Annotated in this window: 20 protein-coding genes; all 20 read left to right on the forward strand. The window is 66.2% G+C overall.

What is annotated here, in order from left to right; all coding sequences use genetic code 11:
• The first annotated feature begins 80 nt into the window (after positions 1-80).
• The 20 genes from QUV35_RS00875 to QUV35_RS00970 all read left to right on the forward strand — a co-directional run bounded on the left by QUV35_RS00875 (position 81) and on the right by QUV35_RS00970 (position 20,413).
• Positions 81-3,959, forward strand: coding sequence for an FAD/FMN-binding oxidoreductase (locus tag QUV35_RS00875; RefSeq protein WP_300870228.1), 3,879 nt, complete (start codon positions 81-83; stop codon positions 3,957-3,959).
• Between the two features lie 27 nt (positions 3,960-3,986).
• Entirely contained in the window at positions 3,987-4,400 is a 414-nt protein-coding gene (locus tag QUV35_RS00880; protein ID WP_300870229.1) for a DUF971 domain-containing protein, read from the forward strand.
• 11 nt (positions 4,401-4,411) lie between these two features.
• The gene (gene ubiE / locus QUV35_RS00885; RefSeq protein ID WP_300870230.1) at positions 4,412-5,143 is read left to right on the forward strand and encodes a bifunctional demethylmenaquinone methyltransferase/2-methoxy-6-polyprenyl-1,4-benzoquinol methylase UbiE; all 732 of its coding nucleotides are present in this window, start codon (positions 4,412-4,414) and stop codon (positions 5,141-5,143) included.
• 42 nt (positions 5,144-5,185) lie between these two features.
• Positions 5,186-6,199 (forward strand): TIM44-like domain-containing protein, encoded by a 1,014-nt coding sequence (locus QUV35_RS00890; RefSeq protein WP_300870231.1) that lies wholly within the window; start codon positions 5,186-5,188, stop codon positions 6,197-6,199.
• 89 nt (positions 6,200-6,288) lie between these two features.
• Positions 6,289-6,921, forward strand: a complete 633-nt coding sequence (locus QUV35_RS00895; protein ID WP_300870232.1) for a hypothetical protein — start codon at positions 6,289-6,291, stop codon at positions 6,919-6,921.
• Positions 6,918-8,483, forward strand: coding sequence for a ubiquinone biosynthesis regulatory protein kinase UbiB (gene ubiB, locus QUV35_RS00900; protein ID WP_300870233.1), 1,566 nt, complete (start codon positions 6,918-6,920; stop codon positions 8,481-8,483). The genes QUV35_RS00895 and ubiB overlap by 4 nt, the downstream gene beginning before the upstream one ends.
• 166 nt (positions 8,484-8,649) lie before the next feature.
• Entirely contained in the window at positions 8,650-8,985 is a 336-nt protein-coding gene (locus tag QUV35_RS00905) for an FmdB family zinc ribbon protein (RefSeq protein ID WP_300870234.1), read from the forward strand.
• A gap of 10 nt (positions 8,986-8,995) precedes the next feature.
• On the forward strand, positions 8,996-9,676 hold the full coding sequence (locus QUV35_RS00910; RefSeq protein WP_300870235.1) for a DUF502 domain-containing protein: 681 nt from the start codon (positions 8,996-8,998) through the stop codon (positions 9,674-9,676).
• A gap of 48 nt (positions 9,677-9,724) precedes the next feature.
• Positions 9,725-11,527, forward strand: coding sequence for an aspartate--tRNA ligase (aspS, locus tag QUV35_RS00915; protein WP_300870236.1), 1,803 nt, complete (start codon positions 9,725-9,727; stop codon positions 11,525-11,527).
• A 154-nt stretch (positions 11,528-11,681) separates the two neighbouring features.
• Complete coding sequence (locus QUV35_RS00920; protein WP_300870237.1) at positions 11,682-12,002, forward strand: YqjD family protein; 321 nt, start codon at positions 11,682-11,684, stop codon at positions 12,000-12,002.
• Positions 12,003-12,013: 11 nt separating this feature from the next.
• Complete coding sequence (locus QUV35_RS00925) at positions 12,014-12,388, forward strand: phage holin family protein (protein WP_300870238.1); 375 nt, start codon at positions 12,014-12,016, stop codon at positions 12,386-12,388.
• The gene (locus QUV35_RS00930; RefSeq protein WP_300870239.1) at positions 12,385-12,699 is read left to right on the forward strand and encodes a YqjK family protein; all 315 of its coding nucleotides are present in this window, start codon (positions 12,385-12,387) and stop codon (positions 12,697-12,699) included. Before QUV35_RS00925 ends, QUV35_RS00930 begins: the two co-directional genes overlap by 4 nt.
• A gap of 11 nt (positions 12,700-12,710) precedes the next feature.
• Positions 12,711-13,169 carry a dihydroneopterin triphosphate diphosphatase gene (nudB, locus tag QUV35_RS00935; protein ID WP_300870240.1) on the forward strand — a complete coding sequence of 153 codons (459 nt, stop codon included), beginning with the start codon at positions 12,711-12,713 and terminating at the stop codon, positions 13,167-13,169.
• Positions 13,170-13,210: 41 nt separating this feature from the next.
• Positions 13,211-13,939, forward strand: a complete 729-nt coding sequence (locus QUV35_RS00940; protein WP_300870241.1) for an endonuclease/exonuclease/phosphatase family protein — start codon at positions 13,211-13,213, stop codon at positions 13,937-13,939.
• Positions 13,936-15,252: a cardiolipin synthase ClsB gene (gene clsB, locus QUV35_RS00945; RefSeq protein ID WP_300870242.1), complete on the forward strand. Its 1,317-nt coding sequence runs from the start codon at positions 13,936-13,938 to the stop codon at positions 15,250-15,252. Before QUV35_RS00940 ends, clsB begins: the two co-directional genes overlap by 4 nt.
• 172 nt (positions 15,253-15,424) lie before the next feature.
• Entirely contained in the window at positions 15,425-16,480 is a 1,056-nt protein-coding gene (locus QUV35_RS00950; RefSeq protein ID WP_300870243.1) for a ligase-associated DNA damage response exonuclease, read from the forward strand.
• The gene (locus QUV35_RS00955) at positions 16,477-18,345 is read left to right on the forward strand and encodes an ATP-dependent DNA ligase (protein WP_300870244.1); all 1,869 of its coding nucleotides are present in this window, start codon (positions 16,477-16,479) and stop codon (positions 18,343-18,345) included. Before QUV35_RS00950 ends, QUV35_RS00955 begins: the two co-directional genes overlap by 4 nt.
• Positions 18,346-18,382: 37 nt before the next feature.
• A complete protein-coding gene (gene folE, locus QUV35_RS00960; protein ID WP_300870245.1) occupies positions 18,383-19,108 on the forward strand; it encodes a GTP cyclohydrolase I in 726 nt (241 codons plus the stop codon).
• 38 nt (positions 19,109-19,146) lie between these two features.
• The gene (locus tag QUV35_RS00965) at positions 19,147-19,572 is read left to right on the forward strand and encodes a BLUF domain-containing protein (protein WP_300870246.1); all 426 of its coding nucleotides are present in this window, start codon (positions 19,147-19,149) and stop codon (positions 19,570-19,572) included.
• A 7-nt stretch (positions 19,573-19,579) separates the two neighbouring features.
• Positions 19,580-20,413, forward strand: coding sequence for a DUF429 domain-containing protein (locus tag QUV35_RS00970; RefSeq protein ID WP_300870247.1), 834 nt, complete (start codon positions 19,580-19,582; stop codon positions 20,411-20,413).
• Positions 20,414-20,453: the final 40 nt, after the last annotated feature.

Raw genomic sequence — 20,453 nt, forward strand, 5'->3', positions numbered from 1 at the left:
TTCCATAGGAGGGGTGGGTGTATGGGACCCTGCGTTACCATCTCGGGCTCCCCACTGTCACGTTGGCGTCTGCCACACCCATGAACGCTCCCACACCGCTCTCGCTCTTCGCTGTGGCCTCCGACGAAGCACCGCGCCTGCGAGAGATTCCCTACAACTACACCTCCTTTTCCGATCGCGAAATCGTTCAGCGCTTGCTGGGCGAGCGGGCGTGGGCCTTGTTGAACGAGTTGCGTGGCGAGCGGCGCACGGGGCGTTCGGCCCGCATGTTGTACGAAGTGCTGGGCGACATCTGGGTGGTGCAGCGCAACCCCTACCTGCAGGACGACCTGCTGGACACCCCCAAGCGCCGCAAACAGCTCGTGGACGCCCTGCACCACCGCCTGGCCGAGGTGCAGAAGCGCCGCACGCCGCAAGACGACGCCCCTCGCGATCGGCTGGTGGCCGAACTGCTGGAGGCCGCCAAAGGCGCTGTCGATGCCTTTTCGCGTTCGTTCGACGACATGGCTTCGCTGCGCCAGCGCGCCACCCGGGCCCTGCGCAAGCTCACCGCGCACGACAACATCAAGTTCGACGGCCTCTCGCGCGTGTCGCACGTCACCGACGCGACCGACTGGCGCGTGGAATACCCGTTCGTGGTGCTCACGCCCGACACCGAAACCGAAATGGCCCGGCTGGTCAAGGGCTGCTTCGAACTCGGTCTCACCATCATTCCGCGCGGCGGCGGTACCGGCTACACCGGGGGCGCCATTCCGCTGACCTGGAAGAGCGCGGTGATCAACACCGAAAAGCTCGAAGCCATGACCGAGGTGGAATGGGTGACGGCGCCCGGCCACGACCAACCCCTGCCCACCATCTGGACCGAAGCCGGCGTGGTGACGCAACGCGTGGCCGACGCGGCCGAGCGGGCGGGCCATGTGTTTGCGGTGGACCCCACGTCGGCCGAGGCCTCCTGCATCGGCGGCAACATCGCCATGAACGCGGGCGGCAAGAAGGCGGTGCTCTGGGGCACGGCCCTGGACAACCTGCTGAGCTGGCGCATGGTCACGCCCCAGGCGCAGTGGCTCGAAGTCACCCGGCTCGACCACAACCTGGGCAAGATCCACGACGCCGAGGTGGCCAGCTTCGAGCTGAAGACGTTCGAGGCCGACGGCAAGACACCGGTTCGCACCGAGCAGCTCGTCATTCCCGGCAAGACGTTCCGCAAGGAAGGTCTGGGCAAGGACGTGACCGACAAGTTCCTGAGCGGCCTGCCCGGCATCCAGAAGGAAGGCTGCGACGGCCTGATCACCAGCGCGCGCTGGGTGGTGCATCGCATGCCGGAGCACGTGCGCACCGTCTGCCTCGAGTTTTTCGGCAACCCGCGCGACTGCGTGCCGTCGATCGTTGAAATCAAGGATTTCATGTTCGGCGAGATGAAGCGCCCGGGTGGCGCGATCCTGGCCGGCCTGGAGCATCTGGACGACCGGTACCTCAAGGCCGTGGGCTACGCGACCAAGAGCAAGCGCGGCACGCTGCCCAAGATGGTGCTGGTGGGTGACATCGTGGGTGATGACGCCGACGCCGTGGCGCGCGCCACCAGCGAAGTCATTCGGCTGGCCAACTCGCGCAGCGGTGAGGGCTTTGTGGCCATCAGCGCCGAGGCACGCAAGAAATTCTGGCTCGACCGCAAGCGAACCGCGGCCATCAGCAAACACACCAACGCCTTCAAGATCAACGAAGACGTGGTGATTCCGCTGCCGCGCATGGGCGAGTACACCGAGGGCATCGAGCGCATCAACATCGAGCTCTCGCTGCGCAACAAGATCCAGCTCGCTGACGCGCTGGAAGCCTTCTTCGCCAAAGGCCAGTTGCCGCTGGGCAAGACCGACGACGCGAACGACATCCCCAGCGCCGAACTGCTCGAGGACCGCGTGCAGCAGGCCCTGGTGCTGGTGCGCGAGGTGCGCGCCCTGTGGGCTGGCTGGTTGCGCGACGTCGATGGCCTGTTCCCGCAACTGCAGGACCACCGGCTGCGCGCCAGCTGGAAGACCCAGCTGCGCGCCCCGCTGCAGCAGATCTTCACCGGCGCGGCTTTCGGCGCGGTGCTGGGCGAGTGCAACGCGATCCACAAGCGCGTGCTCAAGGGCCGGGTCTGGGCTGCGCTGCACATGCACGCCGGTGACGGCAATGTGCACACCAACCTGCCGGTCAACAGCGACGACTACGCGATGCTCCAGACCGCGCACGAGGCGGTGGCCCGCATCATGGTGCTGGCGCGCAGCCTGGGAGGCGTGATCTCGGGTGAACACGGCATCGGCATCACCAAGCTGGAGTTCCTCACCGATGAGGAACTGCGCCCTTTCGCCGAGTACAAGGAGCGTGTTGATCCCGAGGGTCGCTTCAACAAGGGCAAGTTGTTGCGCCAGGGTCCGGCAGGCGACGCCAGCCTGCGCAGCGCCGATCTGTCGCACGCCTACACGCCGAGTTTCGGCCTGATGGGACACGAGTCCCTGATCATGCAGCAGAGCGACATCGGTGCCATTGCCGATTCGGTCAAGGACTGCCTGCGCTGCGGCAAGTGCAAACCGGTCTGCGCCACCCACGTGCCGCGTGCCAACCTGCTCTACAGCCCGCGCAACAAGATTCTGGCCACCTCGCTGCTGGTGGAGGCCTTCCTGTACGAAGAGCAGACGCGTCGCGGCATCAGCATCAAGCACTGGGAAGAGTTCGAAGACGTGGCGGACCACTGCACGGTCTGCCACAAATGCCTGAGCCCCTGCCCGGTGAAGATCGACTTTGGCGACGTGACCATGAACATGCGCAACCTGTTGCGCAAGATGGGCCAGAAGAGCTTCCGACCGGGCAATGCCGTGGCCATGTTCTTCCTGAACGCCACCAACCCCGAAACCATCAAGTTCATGCGGGGGGCCATGGTCGGCGTGGGCTTCAAGGCACAGCGCCTGGCCAACGACCTCTTCAAGCGCCTGGCCCGCAAACAGACCGGTGCGCCGCCCGCCACACTGGGACCGGCTCCCATCAAGGAGCAGGTGATCCACTTCATCAACAAGAAAATGCCCGGGGGCCTGCCCAAGAAGACCGCGCGCGCCTTGCTGGACATTGAAGACAAGGACTACGTGCCCATCATCCGCAATCCGGTGGGCACCACGGCCGAGACCGAGGCGGTGTTCTATTTCCCTGGCTGCGGCTCCGAGCGTCTGTTCAGTCAGGTGGGCCTGGCCACGCAAGCCATGCTGTGGCACGCCGGCGTGCAGACCGTGTTGCCGCCGGGCTACCTGTGCTGCGGTTACCCGCAGCGCGGCAGTGGCCAGTTCGACAAGGCCGAGAAGATCATCACCGACAACCGCGTGCTCTTCCATCGCGTGGCCAACACGCTGAATTACCTCGACATCAAGACCGTGGTGGTGAGCTGCGGCACCTGTTACGACCAGCTCCAGGGCTACGAATTCGACAAGATATTCCCGGGCTGCCGCATCATCGACATCCACGAATACCTGCTTGAAAAGGGCATCACGCTGCCGGCCGGGCAGGGTGGCTATCTCTACCACGACCCCTGCCACAGCCCCATGAAGCTGCAGGAGCCGATGAAGACGGTGAAGGCGCTGGTGGGCGAGAACGTGCTGGAGAGCAAACGCTGCTGCGGTGAGTCCGGCACCCTGGGCGTGACCCGGCCCGACATCTCCACCCAGATCCGCTTTCGCAAGGAAGAGGAGCTGCTCAAGGGCGAAGCGGCACTGCGAGCCGCCGGCACCGTGGCCGCCCAGGCCAACGTGAAGATCCTCACCTCGTGCCCGAGTTGCCTGCAGGGCCTCACGCGGTATGGCGACGACCTCAACAACGGCTTGCTTGAAGCCGACTACATCGTGGTCGAGATGGCACGCCAGATTCTGGGCGAGGACTGGCTGCCCACCTACGTGGCCAAGGCCAACGAGGGCGGCATCGAACGCGTGCTGGTCTGACCCACAACCCAACCAGAGACCCTTTCCATGGCCGGACTCGACAAAAACACCCCATCGCCGCAATCGATCACGCTGCACCAGCAGTCGCGCCTGCTCGAGATCGGCTTTTCCGACGGTCAGGAATTCAAGATTCCTTTCGAGCTGATGCGCGTTTATTCGCCCTCGGCTGAAGTGCAGGGGCATGGCCCGGGGCAGGAGGTCCTGCAAACCGGAAAGCGCGACGTGGGCATCGTCGCGCTGGAGCCCGTGGGCAACTACGCGGTACAGCCCACATTTTCCGACGGCCACAGCTCGGGCATCTTTTCGTGGGACCTGCTGTATTTCCTGGGCTCCAGGCAAGTCGACCTGTGGGCCGACTACACCGCGCGGCTGGCCGCTGCAGGCATCGAGCGCGACGCGCCGATGCCCGAAAAGGGCGGACACGCCTGCGGCAGCCACTGAGGACGTCCGCCATGGCAGACACCCATTTCGGATTCAAGACGGTCGACGAGCAGGAAAAGGCTTCCCGCGTGCGCGGCGTGTTCGACTCGGTCGCACCCAGCTACGACGTGATGAACGACCTGATGTCGGGCGGCCTGCACCGGCTCTGGAAGCGCTACACGATCGGTGTGGCGAATCCGCAACCCGGTCAGCGCGTGCTCGACATCGCCGGCGGCACGGGCGATCTGTCCCTGGCGTTTGCAAAAAAGGTCGGCCCCGCCGGGCGCGTGTTTCACACCGACATCAACGAAGCGATGCTGCGGGAAGGCCGCACCCGCCTGCTCGACAGGGGCGTGGTGCTTCCCACTTTGGTGTGCGACGCCGAAAAGCTGCCGTTCGCCAATGACTCGTTCGATCTCGTGTCGGTGGCCTTCGGCCTGCGCAACATGACGAACAAGGAACTTGCCCTCGCCGAGATGCATCGCACGCTCAAGCCAGGCGGCAAGCTGCTGGTGCTGGAGTTTTCCCGGGTGGCCAAGCCCCTTGAAAAGGCTTATGACTGGTATTCGTTCAACATCCTGCCCAAGCTGGGGAAGTGGGTGGCCAGGGATGAGGACAGCTACCGCTACCTCGCCGAATCCATCCGCATGCATCCGGACCAGGAAAGCCTGCGGCAGATGATGCGCCAGGCAGGCTTCGGCCATGTGGATGTGCACAACCTCAGCGCCGGTGTGGTGGCGCTGCATGTGGGCATCAAGTGCTGACCGCGGTGTTGGTTATTGATCGGGATTGAAGGAGACAGGGGCATGAACAAGTTGTGGTCGGTGATGCTGGTCTGCGCGATGGCGCTGGGCTCGCAGGATGTCTGGGCCAAGCGCCTGGGCGGCGGTTTCTCGTTGGGCAAGCAGTCGGGCAACGTGACGCAGCAGCGCAGCACCACGCCGCCTGCACAGGCCACGCCGGCGCCCACGCAGAACGCCGCGGCCCGTCCGGCCACCTCCACGGCGAGTCCGGCCGCGGCGGCAGCGCCCAAGCGCCCATGGGGCGCCATGGTCGGCGGCCTGGCCGCAGGCCTGGGCCTGGCCTGGCTGGCATCGGCGCTCGGCTTCGGCGAGGCTTTTGCCCAGTTCCTTCTGTTTGCCTTGCTGGCGGTGGTGGTCATGGCTGTGATCGGCATGGTCATGCGCCGGCGCGCTGCGGGCAATGCTGCCGCCGGCCTGGCCTACCAGGGCGCCGGTGGCCCGGCCACGCAGTCGGGCAACTCCCAGTTCGACCCGGCCACGCCGCGCGGCTATTCGCCGCAGAACGTTGGCAACGACGCCTCGGCCCGACCCTGGGAGCGCAGTGGACCGGCCTCGCTCGACTCGCTTCAGCCAGCGGCTGCGGGTGGTTCACTGATCGGTTCGGCCCTGGGTGGCCGTCAGACCTGGGGCGTGCCGGACGGCTTCGACGCCGAAGGTTTCCTCAAGGCATCCAAGGCGAACTTCGTGAGCCTGCAGGACGCCTGGGACCGCTCCGACATCCCCAGCCTGCGCGCCATGATGACCGACGGCATGCTCGATCAGATCCGCAGCCAGCTTGCCGAGCGCGAGGCCACCAGTGGGAACAGCGTGAACAAGACCGAAGTCGTCATGCTCGATGCCCAACTGCTCGGCATCGAGGAACTGGACGACGAGTACATGGCCAGTGTCGAGTTTTCCGGAATGATCCGGGAAGACGCCTCGTCCGGTCCCAATCCGTTCCGCGAAGTCTGGAACATCACACGGTCCAGGAGTGGCTCGGGCGGCTGGCTGGTGGCGGGCGTGCAGGCCCTTCAGTAATCGCCGCGCGCCTGACAAGGCCCCGGCGCGACGCGGGCCTTGGTCGAAGGCATCGGTCGCTGCGTTTTATCCGTCAAAATCGGGTGGTCATGAAAAATGAACCACCCGATTCTTCGTCCGGGGCCAGTGCTCCCGGCACCCCGCCCCAGAACTTTCTGCAGTCCTTGCTGGGCTCGATCCGCCCACCCGACTGGGTGGTGGACGAATTGCAGAACCGCCTGGTGCTGTTCGTCAACCACGTCCTGATGCAGGAGCCCGCCGCACAAGACCGCCTGCGTCGCCAGAAGGGCAAGCCGGTGCGCATCCAGTGGAGCGACTTTCACCTCACGCTGGCGCCCAGCGCGGCAGGGCTGCTTGAGCGATGCGCGCCCGGCGCGAAGCCCGAACTGAGCGTCACGCTCACCCAGACCTCACCACTGGAGTTGGCGCAAAGCGTGCTGACCGGGCAGAAGCCGGGCGTGGACATCCAGGGTGATGTGCAACTGGCGGCCGAGGTGGCCTGGCTGGTGGACAACGTGCGTTGGGACGTCGAGGAAGACCTCTCCCGGGTGGTGGGAGACGCCACCGCCCACACCCTGGCGCGTTTTGCGCGCTCGGCCTCGCAAGCCGTCAAATCGTTTGCGGCCCGCATGCCAGCTGGCTTTCCGCCACGGCCGCCCTTTGTTCCCGCGCGCGCGTCCGACGCCGAGGTGCCACCGCGCGACGGTGGACCGAGCGCATGACGCGCCTCTTTCGCGGCGCCTTCATCGTCTGGGTGGTGTTGCGCTACGGGCTGGACGAGCTGGTGCTCTCCAGTTTCCGGGGTCGCGGCATCCGCCTGCTCACCCGCATCGTTTCGATTGGTCGCAACCTCGATGCCCCGCGCGGCCAACGCCTTCGTGAGGCCCTGGAGCGCCTGGGCCCGATCTTCGTCAAGTTCGGCCAGGTGCTCTCGACCCGCCGCGATCTGCTGCCACCCGACATTGCCGACGAACTCGCGCACCTGCAGGACCGTGTGCCGCCGTTCCCCAGCGAAGTGGCGGTGGCCAGCATCGAGCGCGCCTTCGGCAAGCCCCTGTCGGACGTGTTCAGCCACTTCGAGCAGGTGCCTGTGGCCAGCGCATCGATTGCCCAGGTGCACTTCGCCACCCTGCGCGCGGGCCGTCACGGCGGGCGGGAGGTGGCGGTGAAGGTTCTGCGTCCCAACATGGGCGCCGTGATCGACAAGGACCTCAGCCTCATGCGCATGATGGCCGGCTGGGTCGAGCGGCTGTCGGCCGATGGCAAACGCCTCAAGCCACGCGAGGTGGTGGGGGAGTTCGACAAGTACCTTCACGACGAACTCGACCTGTTGCGCGAGGCTTCGAACGCAGCGCAGCTGCGCCGCAACATGCAGGGCCTCGATCTGGTGTTGATCCCCGAGATGCTCTGGGACTACTGCCATACCGAAGTGATGGTGATGGAGCGCATGTACGGCCTGCCGATCAACCGGGTGGAAGAACTGCGCAAGCGCGGCGTGGACATACCCAAGCTCGCGCGCGACGGGGTGACGCTGTTCTTCACCCAGGTCTTTCGCGACGGCTTCTTTCACGCCGACATGCACCCGGGCAACATCCAGGTGAGCACGGCGCCGGCCACTTTCGGACGCTACATTTCGCTCGATTTCGGCATCGTCGGCACACTCACCGAGTTCGACAAGGAATACCTGGCGCAGAATTTCACCGCCTTTTTCCGCCGCGACTACAAGCGCGTGGCCGAGTTGCACATCGAGTCGGGCTGGGTGCCGTCCGGCACCCGCGTGGACGAACTCGAATCCGCCATTCGTGCGGTCTGTGAGCCCTATTTCGACCGCCCCTTGAAGGAGATCTCGCTCGGCCTCGTGCTGATGCGGCTGTTCCAGACCTCGCGCCGGTTCCAGGTGGAGATCCAGCCCCAGCTCGTGCTGTTGCAGAAGACCCTGTTGAACATCGAAGGGCTTGGTCGTGACCTCGACCCCGAACTCGACCTGTGGAACACCGCCAAGCCTTTCCTCGAGAAGTGGATGGTCGAACAGGTCGGGCCGCAGAAGCTGTTGCAGCAGCTCAAGGCCGAGGCGCCCCAATACGCCAAGCTGCTGCCGGCACTGCCGCGCCTGCTCAACGACTACCTGCAGCACAAGCCACACGAGCTTCGGCGCGAACTCGACAGCTTGCTGGCCGAACAGCGACGCACCAATCGCCTGCTGCAGGCCATCGTGTACGCCGGTGTGGGCTTCCTGCTGGGCCTGATCGCGATGCAGGTGCTGCTGCGCGTGCGACTCTGGTGACCGGCGCCGGCTGATGCCGGCCCTGGGGGCGACGCAGGGGAGGGTGCTTGGGGAGCCCTCAATTTATAATGGCCGGTTTTGTTCGACTTCCCGTGACAGAACGCGGTGCGCCCGAAGGACGAGTGCCCCCGCCAGACGTCTCCCCCCTCTTCATCAGGTTCACGCCATGCCCATCTATGCCTACAAGTGCGAGTCCTGCGGTCATGCCAAGGACGTGCTGCAGAAAATGTCCGACGATCCGCTCACGGTGTGTCCGTCCTGCGGCCAGCCGGGTTTCAGGAAGCAACTGACGGCAGCCGGTTTCCAGCTCAAGGGCTCGGGCTGGTACGTCACCGATTTCCGCGAAGGCAGCAAGCCGGCTGCCACGCCCGCTGCCGACGGAGCACCGGCGGCTGCGCCCGCCAAGCCGGCCGGTGAAGCCGCCGCACCAGCGCCCGCCGCAGCTCCCGCACCGGCGGCTGCACCTGCGCCATCCACCCCGACCACCCCGTCGGGCTCCTGAGCCGCGCCGCATGCCGTCCTTGCGCAAATGGTTGTTGTCGGGCCTGCTCGTGCTGGTGCCCCTGATCATCACGCTCTGGGTGCTGGACTGGGTGGTCAGCACGCTCGACCAGACCCTGGGCATCCTGCCCAACGGCTGGCACCCCGACCAGATCCTTGGCGTTCACGTGCCGGGACTGGGTGTGGTGTTCGCGCTGGTGGTGGTGCTCTCCATCGGTGCCCTGGCGTCCAACATCATCGGCAACAAGCTGGTGAGCTGGTGGCACGCCCTGCTGCACCGCATTCCTGTGGTGCGCTCGATCTACTCGGGTGTGAAGCAGGTGTCCGACACGCTGTTTTCCGAGAAAGGCAACGCGTTTCGCAAGGCGCTGCTGATCGAGTGGCCGCACGAAGGCATGTGGACCATCGGCTTCCTCACGGGTTCACCCACTGGCGACGTGCTGCGCCAGTTGCAGGCCCAGCCCGGGCGCTCCGGCGAGCTCGACGAGTTTCACAGCGTGTATGTGCCCACCACACCCAATCCCACCGGGGGCTACTTCGTGATGGTGCGCAAAAGCGCCTGCGTCGAGCTGCAGATGAGCGTGGATGAAGCCCTGACCTACATCGTTTCCATGGGCGTGATCGTGCCGAATGGCCCCAAAAACCAGCATCTCCAGGCGGCGGCCAGCGGCGCCTCCCCAAAGACCCCTTGATGTTTCCCCGCGGGCCCGGCCCGCGAACCTGTTGAAAGAAGAATCGAAATGGCGATGCGTACCCACTACTGCGGTCAGGTGACCGAGACCCAACTGGGCGAGACCGTGAAACTGTGCGGCTGGGTCAACCGCCGCCGCGACCACGGTGGTGTGATCTTCATCGACCTGCGCGACCGCGAGGGTTATGTGCAGGTGGTTTGCGACCCCGACCGCGCCGAGATGTTCAGCACCGCTGAAGATGTGCGCAACGAATTCTGCGTGCAGGTCACCGGCCTGGTGCGCGCCCGACCGGCCGGCACCACCAACGACAAGCTCAAGAGCGGACAGATCGAGGTCCTGTGCCACGAGTTGACGGTGCTCAACCCCTCGGTCACGCCCCCGTTCCAGCTCGACGACGAGAACCTGAGCGAGACGACCCGCCTCACGCACCGCGTGCTCGACCTGCGACGCCCCTACATGCAGAACAACCTGATGCTGCGCTACCGCGTGGCGATGGAGGTGCGCAAGTTCCTGGATGCCAACGGTTTCATCGACATTGAAACGCCCATGCTCACCAAGAGCACGCCCGAGGGCGCGCGCGACTATCTGGTGCCCAGCCGCGTGCACGACGGACACTTCTTTGCGTTGCCGCAGTCGCCCCAGCTGTTCAAGCAATTGCTCATGGTGGCCGGCTTTGACCGCTACTACCAGATCACCAAGTGCTTCCGCGACGAAGACCTGCGCGCCGATCGCCAGCCCGAGTTCACGCAGATCGACATCGAGACCTCGTTCCTGACGGAGGAAGACATTCGCGACATGTTCCAGGGCATGATCAAGACGGTGTTCCAGAACACCCTGGGCGTGGACCTCGGCGAGTTCCCGGTGATGGCCTACAGCGAAGCCATGCACCGCTTCGGCTCGGACAAGCCCGACCTGCGCGTGATGCTCGAATTCACCGAGCTCACCGACGTGATGGGTGACGTGGACTTCAAGGTGTTTTCGGCCCCTGCCACCATGAAAGGTGGCCGTGTGGTGGCGCTGTGCGTGCGCGGCGGTGCCGACATGAGCCGCAGCGAGATCGATGCCTACACCGAGTTCGTCAAGATCTACGGCGCCAAGGGCCTGGCCTGGATCAAGGTCAACGATGCCGCCAAGGGACGCGACGGCCTGCAGAGCCCGATCGTGAAGAACCTGCACGACAAGGCCGTGGACGACATCCTCTCGCGCACCCAGGCGAAAAACGGCGACATCATCTTCTTTGGCGCCGACAAGGCCAAGGTGGTCAACGACGCGATCGGCGCGCTGCGCCTGAAGATCGGCCACAGCGAACTGGGCAGGAAAAACGGCCTGTTCGAGAGCCGCTGGGCCCCGATGTGGGTGGTCGACTTTCCGATGTTCGAGCATGACGAGGAAGCGGATCGCTGGACCGCTGTGCACCATCCGTTCACGGCGCCGAAAGACGGCCATGAAGACTGGATGGTCACGGCACCCGAAAAGTGCATCGCCAAGGGCTACGACATGGTGCTCAACGGCTGGGAAATCGGTGGTGGTTCGGTGCGTATCCACACCGCAGCGGTGCAGCAAAAAGTGTTCGATGCCCTCAAGATCACGCCCGAAGAGGCGCAGGTCAAGTTCGGTTTCCTGCTGGACGCGCTGCAGTACGGTGCACCGCCCCACGGAGGTCTGGCCTTCGGCCTGGACCGCATCGTCACCTTGATGACCGGTGCCGAGTCGATCCGTGACGTGATCGCTTTCCCCAAGACCCAGCGCGCCCAGTGCCTGCTGACCCAGGCGCCCAGCCTGGTGGACGAAAAGCAGTTGCGCGAGTTGCACATCCGCCTGCGCAACACCGAGCTGTCCAAACCGGCCTGAGACATCGCCTGCGGGCATTCGGAAGAGGGCAGCGCAAGCTGCCCTTTTTCGTGGGGGTGTCCCGCGGTTCCGCACCTGCCGGGTGCGGTAAGCCGGACCATGTCCCTCGCGGCGCAGGGGTTTGTTAGGATGGCCTTTTGAAAGGAGTTCGACCATGAGCAAGAGCACCCAAGACACCCTGGCCAACAAGGAGAAGCTGGTGGCCGACCTGCAGCGCGTCATCGCCGACGCCGAAGAGTTGATGGTGGCCACGGCCCACCAGACCGAAGGCAAGGTGGTGGAGCTGAGGGAGCGCATCAACGAAAACCTGCGCCTGGCCCGTCACAAACTTCACGACGCCGAAGATGCGATCAAGGAAAAAACCCGCGAAATGGCCCGCGCCACCGACGACTATGTGCACGACCACCCCTGGCGCGCGGTCGGCACGGCGGCCGGCATCGGTTTGCTGGTTGGCCTGCTGATCAGCCGGCGTTGAACGGGCGCGGCATGTCTGTGCCACCCACCCGCCTGGGAACCTCCCTCAAGGGGTTGACCGCCACAGTGCTCGAGCTGCTCCAGCTGCGCCTGGAGTTGCTCAGCGTGGAAGCGCAGGAGGAAGTCCTTCGCGTCGCGGGCCTGCTGGTCTACGGCGCGGTGGCCGTCGCTTTCCTGAGCCTGGGCCTGGGCTTTCTGGCCATGCTGATCACCGTGGCCTTGTGGGACACCCACCGTCTGTTGCCGCTGGCCGTGTTCGCCGGGGTGTTCCTCGTCCTTGGCGTGGTGGCGGGCTGGCTGGCGAGCGAACGCCTGCGCAGCGGCACCCGCTTGTTTTCTGCCACGGTCGAAGAGCTCCGGCAGGACCGTGAGGGCTTGCGCCCATGAGCGCAGGCGAACCCGGCCGGGCCGAACAACTGGCCCGCAGGCGCGAGCTGCTGGTCCTGCGGTCCGCACGCTTGCGCCAGCAGGTGCGCGGGCAACTGCGGGTGGTGCAGCCCGCCCTGCTGTGGGCCGATCGGCTGCAGGACGCCTGGTACTGGTTGCGCGCCAACCCGCTGGCGGTGGCCGCCGGCGTGCTGGCCCTGGCCGCGTGGCGCCCGCGCCGGTCGCTGGGGCTGGCCTTGCGGTTCTGGTCGGCGTGGAAGTTGTTTCAGCGCGCACGCTCGGTGGGCAGTGCGGCATCCCGGCTGCTCTGATTCCTGCAGTCATGGCGCCGAAGATTCCGCAGTCGGTGCTGGTCGTGATCCACACGCCGGCGCTGGACGTGTTGCTGATCGAGCGAGCCGATGCACCCGGCTTCTGGCAATCGGTGACCGGCTCCAAGGACACCCTCGACGAGACCTACGAATTCGCGGCAGCCCGTGAAGTGGCCGAGGAAACCGGGCTCGACGTGCGAGCGCCTGGACATGCACTCACCGACTGGGCGCTGGAGAATGTTTACGAAATCTATCCGCAGTGGCGTCACCGTTACGCACCTGCGGTGACGCACAACACCGAGCACGTGTTTGGCCTGTGCATTCCACGTCCCGTGCCGGTGCAGCTGAGCCCCCGCGAGCACCGCGATCAGGTGTGGTTGCCATGGGCCGAGGCCGCCGAACGCTGCTTTTCGCCCTCGAACGCCGAGGCCATTTCCTGGCTGCCGAGATTGGCCGCGAAGGTCTTCTGATCCCGTGTTCCCCCGGGCAGGGTTGGTGGCATGATTTGCCCATGAGCATTCTTCGCGTCGCCACTTACAACATCCACAAAGGCGTACAGGGCCTGGGCCCCGGCAGGCGGTTGGAGATCCACAACCTGGCACACGCGGTCGAGCAGTTCGACGCCGACATCGTCTGCCTGCAGGAGGTGCGCCAGCACAACCGCCAGCTTGAAAAGCACTTCACCCGCTGGCCCGACCTCGATCAGGCCAGCTACCTGACTCCCGACGGATACGAGGCCGTGTACCGCACCAATGCCACCACGCGCCACGGCGAGCATGGCAACGCATTGCTGTCCCGTTGGCCGGTGATCGGCAGCCAGCATTCCGACGTGTCGGACCACCGGTTCGAGCAGCGCGGACTGTTGCATGTGCAGGTATTGATCGATGGCATCGAGGTGCATGTGGTGGTGGTGCACCTCGGTCTGATCCACGCGAGCCGCACGCGCCAGGTACAGCGCCTGGGCGAGTACATCGCCACCGGCGTGCCGGAAACCGCACCGCTCATCGTGGCCGGCGATTTCAACGACTGGGGGGCGCAGCTGCTGCGGCCGATGGCCGCGCTCGACCTGTGCACCTTCGAAGGCATCCGGTTGCCCACCTACCCGTCTCGCCTGCCGTTGCTGCACCTCGACCGCATCTTTGTGCGCGGGCTGCGGCCGGTGTCGGCCCAGGTGCCCCACGGGCGCGCGTGGTCTCGCATGTCCGACCACCTGCCGCTGATCGCCGAGCTGGAGCTGTGAGCGCCGAAGGCACGTCGTTGCGCCGCCCGCGTGCCGTGCAGGGTGCGCTGCGAGGGGGCCACCAGTTGCTGCTGCTGCAGGGTGGAGCCGAGTTCTTCCCTGCGCTGGTGGACGCGATGGACGCCGCACGCCGCGTGGTGCATCTGGAAACCTACATTTTCGAGTTCGCCGGTTCGGCGCTGAGCGTGGCCGAAGCGCTGGAGCGCGCCGCACGCCGCGGCGTGGTGGTGCGCCTGGTGATCGACGGCGTGGGCACACCGGCGTTGCCGCGAGCCTGGCAGGAAAGGTTCGACGCCGCAGGCGTGAGGTGGCACATCTACGCTCCGCTCGGCCGTTTCGGCCTGCTGCTGCCCAGCCGCTGGCGGCGCCTGCACCGCAAGCTGTGCGTGGTGGACGGCACGGTGGGCTTTTGTGGTGGCATCAACATCATCGACGACCAGGACGATGTGTCGCTCGGCAGGCTGGATGCGCCGCGGCTGGACTTTTCCTTGCGCGTGGCCGGCCCGCTGGTGCGCAACATGACAGAGACCATGGAGCAGCTCTGGTGGCGACTTCAGGCGGCAAGCAACGCGCGCCGGCGCGAGTTCAAGGCCGCTTGGGAGGCCTTGCGCGAATCACAGCCGGTGGGCGATTTCTCGCGCCTGCTGAAAAAGATCGACCCCGCCGGTGCCGGCACGCAGGCTTCGGGCATCGACAGCACGCTGGGTGACACCGGTGCTGCACCGCTGGGCGTGGACAGCGCGCGCGCCACACTGCTGCTGCGCGACAACGTGAGCCACCGCCACGACATCGAGCGTGCCTACCTCAAGGCCATCGGCGCAGCGCGGCGCGAGATCATGATCGCCAACGCCTACTTCATCCCCGGGCGCAAGCTGCGCCGCGCGCTCCTGCTGGCGGCGGCACGGGGTGTGCGTGTGCGTCTTTTGTCGCAGGGCAGGTACGAGAATTTTTTCCAGTACCGCGCCGCGCGTCCGGTGTATCAGCTGCTGGTCAACGCCGGCATCGAGATCCACGAGTACGCGCCCAGTGCATTGCACGCCAAGGTGGCGGTGGTCGACGAGCGTTGGGCCACGGTGGGGTCGACCAACCTCGATCCCCTGTCGCTGCTGCTGGCGCGCGAAGCCAACGTGATGACCACCGACCGGCGTTTTGCCCGTCTGCTGCGAGGCCACCTTGATGACCTGGTTCTGAGCTCGGGCCAGATGCTCGATGTGCAGGCCCTGAGCAGCCGGCACTGGACGCAGCGTGTGCTCGATCGCGTTGCCTTCGGCATCATGCGCGCGACGCTCTTCGTCACCGGTCACCGATATTGATGACTGCCCCCACGCTCCACCGCTGCGCGGGTCGCTGCCCCCCGAGGGGGCTGATCCGCCTTGGGGCGGCCCGGCGGCGGATCCGTTGCCCCCACGCTTCCCCGCCGCGCGTGGTCCGCTGCCCCCCGAGGGGGCTGATCCGCCTTGGGGCGGCCCGGCGGCGGATCCCTGCATGAACGACGACCTGATCGTCCAGCGCCCGCAGGGCCTGTACTGCCCGCCTGGCGACTTCTACATCGACCCCTGGCGCAAGGTCGAGCGCGCGGTGATCACCCACGCTCACGCCGACCACGCGCGTCCCGGTCATGCGCACTACCTGGCCACGGCGGTGTCCGAAGGCCTGCTGCGCTCGCGCCTGGGGCAGGGCATCACCCTGCAAGGGCTGGCCTACGGCGAGGCGGTGGAACACCAGGGTGTGCGCATCTCGCTGCACCCCGCCGGCCACGTGCTGGGCTCTGCCCAGGTGCGGGTGGAGCACGCCGGGCGCGTGTGGGTGGCCAGTGGCGACTACCGCACCACACCGGCCGGCGCCACGCCCGACCGCACCTGCTCGCCCTTCGAGCCGGTGCGTTGCGACGTGTTCATCACCGAATCGACCTTCGGCCTGCCGATCTACCGCTGGCGGGCGGATGGCGAGCTGTTCGGCCAGATCAACCAGTGGTGGTCCGACAACGCCGAGGCCGGGCGCGCGAGCGTGCTCGTTTGCTACAGCCTGGGCAAGGCGCAACGCATCCTCGGCGGGATCGACGCGACCATGGGCCCCATCGTCTGCCACGGGGCGGTGGAGCCGCTCAACCGTGCTTACCGCGCTGCCGGCGTGACCTTGCCCGAGACCTTGATGGTGGGCGACCTGACCGACAAGGCCAGCTTGCAGCGCGCCCTGGTGCTCTGCCCGGGCAGCGCGCTGGGCACACCGTGGATCAAGCGCTTCGGCGACTTTTCCGATGCGTTCGCCAGCGGCTGGATGCAGGTGCGCGGCCAGCGCCGGCGCGGTGGCCACGACCGGGGCTTCGTGCTCAGCGACCACGCCGACTGGCCCGGGCTGCTGGGCGCCATCGGTGCGAGCGGCGCCGAACGTGTGATCGTCACCCACGGCAGCATTCCGGTGCTGGTGCGTTACCTGCAGGAGCAAGGCCTGCAGGCCGAGGGTTTCGACACCGAATACGGCGATGAGCTCGAGAACCGCACCGAGCAGGTCGCGCTGCCCACGCCCGAGGCTGCGCCATGAAGCGTTTCGCCGAGCTGTTCGCCGAACTCGATGCGACCACGGCCACCAGCGCCAAGGTCACGGGGCTGCAGCGTTACCTGAGCACGGTGGACGACGCCGACGCCGCGTGGGCCGTTTACTTCCTGTCGGGCGGAAAACCGCGCCAGCTGATCAGGACCGCGCAGTTGCGCGCCTTGGCCGAGGAGGCGTCCGGCCTGCCCGCGTGGCTGTTTGAGGCGAGCTACCAGGCCGTGGGCGACCTGGCCGAAACCATCGCGCTGGTGCTGCCGGCGCCCGCGAGCGCCGAGGGCCTGGCCGTCAGCCTGAGCGAGTGGATGGAGCAGCGCCTGCTGCCCTTGCGCGGACAGGGCGACGACGTGGTGGCCGCGGCCCTGCGTGCCTGGTGGCGCGAGCTTGACGCCACCGGGCGCTTTCTGCTGGTCAAGCTGGTGGGCGGCGGTTTTCGCGTGGGTGTGAGCAAGCTGCTGGTGCAGCGCGCCATCGGCCAACACGCGGGCATCGATGCCAAGCAGGTGGCCGCGCGCATGATGGGCTTCACCGACGGCAAGCGCCTGCCGACGGCGGCGCAGTACCGTGCCATGCTGGCGCCGACCGAGGCTCCCGGCTGTGGGCATGCCGGGCGCGAGCCCAGCCAGCCCTATCCGTTTTTCCTCGCCAGCCCGCTGGGCATGGAAGCCGGCGAGGACCTGCTGGACATGGAAGTCGCCAGCACCGGCATCGCGCAGGTCATGCAGGCGCGGCTGGGTGAAGCCGGCGACTGGCTGGCCGAGTGGAAGTTCGACGGCATTCGTGGCCAGATCGTCAAGCGCGCTGGCCAGGTGTGGGTGTGGTCGCGCGGCGAGGAACTCATGAGCGAGCGCTTCCCCGAACTGCAGGCCCTGGCCCAGCGCTGGCCCGACGGAACGGTGGTGGATGGCGAGATCCTGGTCTGGCTGGATGACGCGAGCACCAGCGCCTTGCCCGGCAGCGACCGGCCCGGACGGCCCGCGCCGTTTGCCCTGTTGCAGCAGCGCATCGGCCGCAAGACGCTCAACGCCAAGGTGCTCGCCGCTGCACCGGTGAGCTTCATGGCTTACGACCTGCTGGAGCTCGATGGCCAGGACTGTCGTGAACGGCCACAAACGCAGCGTCGGGCCGGCCTGCAGACGCTGGCCGCCACCGTGAACGCAGCGGCAGGCCCCCGCCTGTGGTTGTCACCCTGCCTCGAAAGCGACAACTGGTCCGGGCTCGCGGCACAACGGTCGAAGGCGCGCGGGCTCGGTGTGGAGGGCCTCATGCTCAAGCACCGCAGCAGCACCTACGGCACCGGTCGTCAGAAGCGCTGGGCCGGCCCGGGCGCGCCCGCAGACGGCGCCGTGCTGGCCTGGTGGAAATGGAAGATCGATCCGCTGACCATCGACGGTGTGCTGATCTACGCCCAGGCGGGACACGGTCGTCGGGCCTCGGTCTACACCGACTACACCTTTGCCGTCTGGAGCCGGGTGCCAGCGAGCGCCGGGGAAGCCCAGGCCGTGGTGGACGCCATCACGCGCCGGGAACCCGCAGTGCCCGGGGCCCTGCAACTGGTGGCTTTCACCAAGGCCTACTCGGGCCTGACCGACGCCGAGTTCAAGTCGGTCGACGCAGTGATCCGCCAGCACACGCTGGAGAAGTTTGGCCCGGTTCGCAGCGTGCGTCCCACGCTGGTGTTTGAGCTCGCCTTCGAAGGCATTGCGCGCAGCACCCGCCACAAGAGCGGCGTCGCACTGCGCTTTCCGCGCATGCAGCGCATCCGTCACGACAAACCGCTGCATGAGGCGAGCACGTTGCAGGATCTGGAGCACCTGCTTGCGAAAACCCCAGCGAAAATCGGTCAAGACGGTTGAGACTTGCCGGTGCGAAGTCGGGTGATAGCATCCGCCCATGCTGTTGAAGACCGACACCCCCATGACCCCAGACGTCCCCGACGAAGACCACGGCACGCCCGTTTCCGTCAAGATCCGTGAGCGCGTGAAGGCCGCACGCCAGCGCTTCCACTCGAATGACAACATTGCCGAGTTCATCCAGCCCGGTGAACTCGACCTGTTGCTTGACGAGGTGGCCGAGAAGATGAAGGGTGTGCTCGACAGCATGGTGATCGACCTTGAGAACGACCACAACACCGGCGATACCGCGCGCCGTGTGGCCAAGATGTACATCAAGGAGGTGTTCAACGGCCGGTATGTCAAGGGCCCCAGCATCACCGAATTTCCGAACGCCGAGCACCTCAACGAGCTCATGATCGTCGGCCCGATCACGGTGCGCAGCGCCTGCAGCCACCACTTCTGCCCGGTGATCGGCCGCATCTGGATCGGCGTGATGCCCAATGAACATACCAACGTGATCGGCCTGTCCAAATACGCACGACTGGCCGAATGGATCATGGGCCGCCCGCAAATCCAGGAAGAGGCCGTGGTGCAACTCGCCGACCTGATCCAGGAAAAGACCCAGCCCGACGGCCTGGCCCTCGTGATGGAAGCCAGCCACTACTGCATGGCCTGGCGTGGCGTGAAGGACATGGACAGCAAGATGATCAATTCGGTCATGCGCGGCGTGTTCCTGAAGGACCCGAACCTGCGGCGCGAATTCCTCTCGCTGATCCCTCGCTGAACATCCGTCGCTGAACACCGCTCACCCAGAAGAACACCATGCTCGTCCGCCTTCTCTACGTCAGCCGCGCTGTCGAAAAAGACTCTCCCCGCGTCATCGAGTCCATTCTCGAATCCTCGCGTTCCCACAACATGGGCAACGGCATCACCGGCGTGCTGTGCTATGGCGGCGGCGTGTTCCTGCAAGCCATTGAAGGCGGCCGCAGCGCGGTCAACTCCCTCTACAACCACATCGTGGCCGACAAGCGCCACACGGGTGTGGAACTGCTGCATTACGAAGAGATCACCGAACGCCGCTTCGGTGGCTGGACCATGGGCCAGGTCAACCTGTCCAAGCTCAACACCTCGATCGTGCTGAAGTACTCGGAGAGGCCGGAGTTCGACCCCTACGCCGTCTCGGGCAAGGTCTCTCTGGCCCTGCTTGAAGAGCTCATGGCCACTGCGAGCATCATCGGCCGGGCCTGAGCGGGACGTGCTGCCCGCGCTCCTCGGCTGCGATTTCACCAGCGCACCCTCGCGCCGCAAGCCCATCGTGCTGGCCGTGGGCCGCACCGACCGCCAGCGCGTCGTTCTGGGTGGCATGGAGCGCTTCGAATCGCTCGACAGTTGGGCGGCCCGCCTGTCGGATCCGGCACCGTGGGTCGGCGCCTTCGACCTGCCGTTCGGCTTGCCGCGTGAACTGGTCACCACCCTGGAATGGCCCACCGACTGGACGGCCTGCATGGCGCATTACGCCGGTCTCAGCCGCGAGGCCATTCGCGAGGCCTTCGCCGGTTTCTGCCATGCGCGCCCGGTGGGTGGCAAGTTCGCCCACCGCGCCACCGACGGACCGGCGGGCTCCAGCCCCAGCATGAAGTGGGTCAACCCGCCGGTGGCTTTCATGCTGCACGCCGGGGTGCCGCGCCTCGTCGCTGCGGGCGTCACCCTGCCGGGCCTGCTGGCGGGCGATGGTTCACGCATCGGCGTGGAGGCTTATCCCGGTCTGCTCGCGCGCAGTGTGATCGGCACCACGTCCTACAAAAGCGACGACAAGGCGAGACAGACGCCCGATCGGCTGATCGCGCGCAAGACCCTGATCAATGCGTTGGAAAATGGTCAGGCCCCGCTGTTGCTCAGCTGCGGTTTGCGACTCAAGCTCACGCACGCTCAGCGCGACGCATTGGCAGACGACGCCAGTGGCGACAGCCTGGACGCCGTGCTGTGTCTGCTGCAGGCCGCGTGGGCGCTGTCCCGGCACGAGGCGGGTCACCCGCAGTGGGGTCTGCCGGTGTTCGATCCGCTGGAAGGCTGGATCGTGACCGCCTGAGCAAGACCGCTCCCTACAATCAACCCGACTTTTCGTCACC

This window comes from Hydrogenophaga sp. (assembly GCF_030373225.1).
Classification (GTDB): Bacteria; Pseudomonadota; Gammaproteobacteria; order Burkholderiales; family Burkholderiaceae_C; genus Hydrogenophaga.

Coding starts and splice junctions, on each gene's coding strand:
- QUV35_RS00955 (WP_300870244.1), top strand. CDS start 16,477: ATGAAGCGTTTCGCCGAGCTGTTCGCCGAACTCGATGCGACCACGGCC.
- nudB (WP_300870240.1), top strand. CDS start 12,711: ATGGCGCCGAAGATTCCGCAGTCGGTGCTGGTCGTGATCCACACGCCG.
- folE (WP_300870245.1), top strand. CDS start 18,383: ATGCTGTTGAAGACCGACACCCCCATGACCCCAGACGTCCCCGACGAA.
- QUV35_RS00940 (WP_300870241.1), top strand. CDS start 13,211: ATGAGCATTCTTCGCGTCGCCACTTACAACATCCACAAAGGCGTACAG.
- QUV35_RS00910 (WP_300870235.1), top strand. CDS start 8,996: ATGCCGTCCTTGCGCAAATGGTTGTTGTCGGGCCTGCTCGTGCTGGTG.
- QUV35_RS00905 (WP_300870234.1), top strand. CDS start 8,650: ATGCCCATCTATGCCTACAAGTGCGAGTCCTGCGGTCATGCCAAGGAC.
- QUV35_RS00880 (WP_300870229.1), top strand. CDS start 3,987: ATGGCCGGACTCGACAAAAACACCCCATCGCCGCAATCGATCACGCTG.
- QUV35_RS00925 (WP_300870238.1), top strand. CDS start 12,014: ATGTCTGTGCCACCCACCCGCCTGGGAACCTCCCTCAAGGGGTTGACC.
- ubiE (WP_300870230.1), top strand. CDS start 4,412: ATGGCAGACACCCATTTCGGATTCAAGACGGTCGACGAGCAGGAAAAG.
- QUV35_RS00890 (WP_300870231.1), top strand. CDS start 5,186: ATGAACAAGTTGTGGTCGGTGATGCTGGTCTGCGCGATGGCGCTGGGC.
- ubiB (WP_300870233.1), top strand. CDS start 6,918: ATGACGCGCCTCTTTCGCGGCGCCTTCATCGTCTGGGTGGTGTTGCGC.
- QUV35_RS00875 (WP_300870228.1), top strand. CDS start 81: ATGAACGCTCCCACACCGCTCTCGCTCTTCGCTGTGGCCTCCGACGAA.
- QUV35_RS00930 (WP_300870239.1), top strand. CDS start 12,385: ATGAGCGCAGGCGAACCCGGCCGGGCCGAACAACTGGCCCGCAGGCGC.
- QUV35_RS00965 (WP_300870246.1), top strand. CDS start 19,147: ATGCTCGTCCGCCTTCTCTACGTCAGCCGCGCTGTCGAAAAAGACTCT.
- aspS (WP_300870236.1), top strand. CDS start 9,725: ATGGCGATGCGTACCCACTACTGCGGTCAGGTGACCGAGACCCAACTG.
- QUV35_RS00950 (WP_300870243.1), top strand. CDS start 15,425: ATGAACGACGACCTGATCGTCCAGCGCCCGCAGGGCCTGTACTGCCCG.
- QUV35_RS00895 (WP_300870232.1), top strand. CDS start 6,289: ATGAAAAATGAACCACCCGATTCTTCGTCCGGGGCCAGTGCTCCCGGC.
- QUV35_RS00920 (WP_300870237.1), top strand. CDS start 11,682: ATGAGCAAGAGCACCCAAGACACCCTGGCCAACAAGGAGAAGCTGGTG.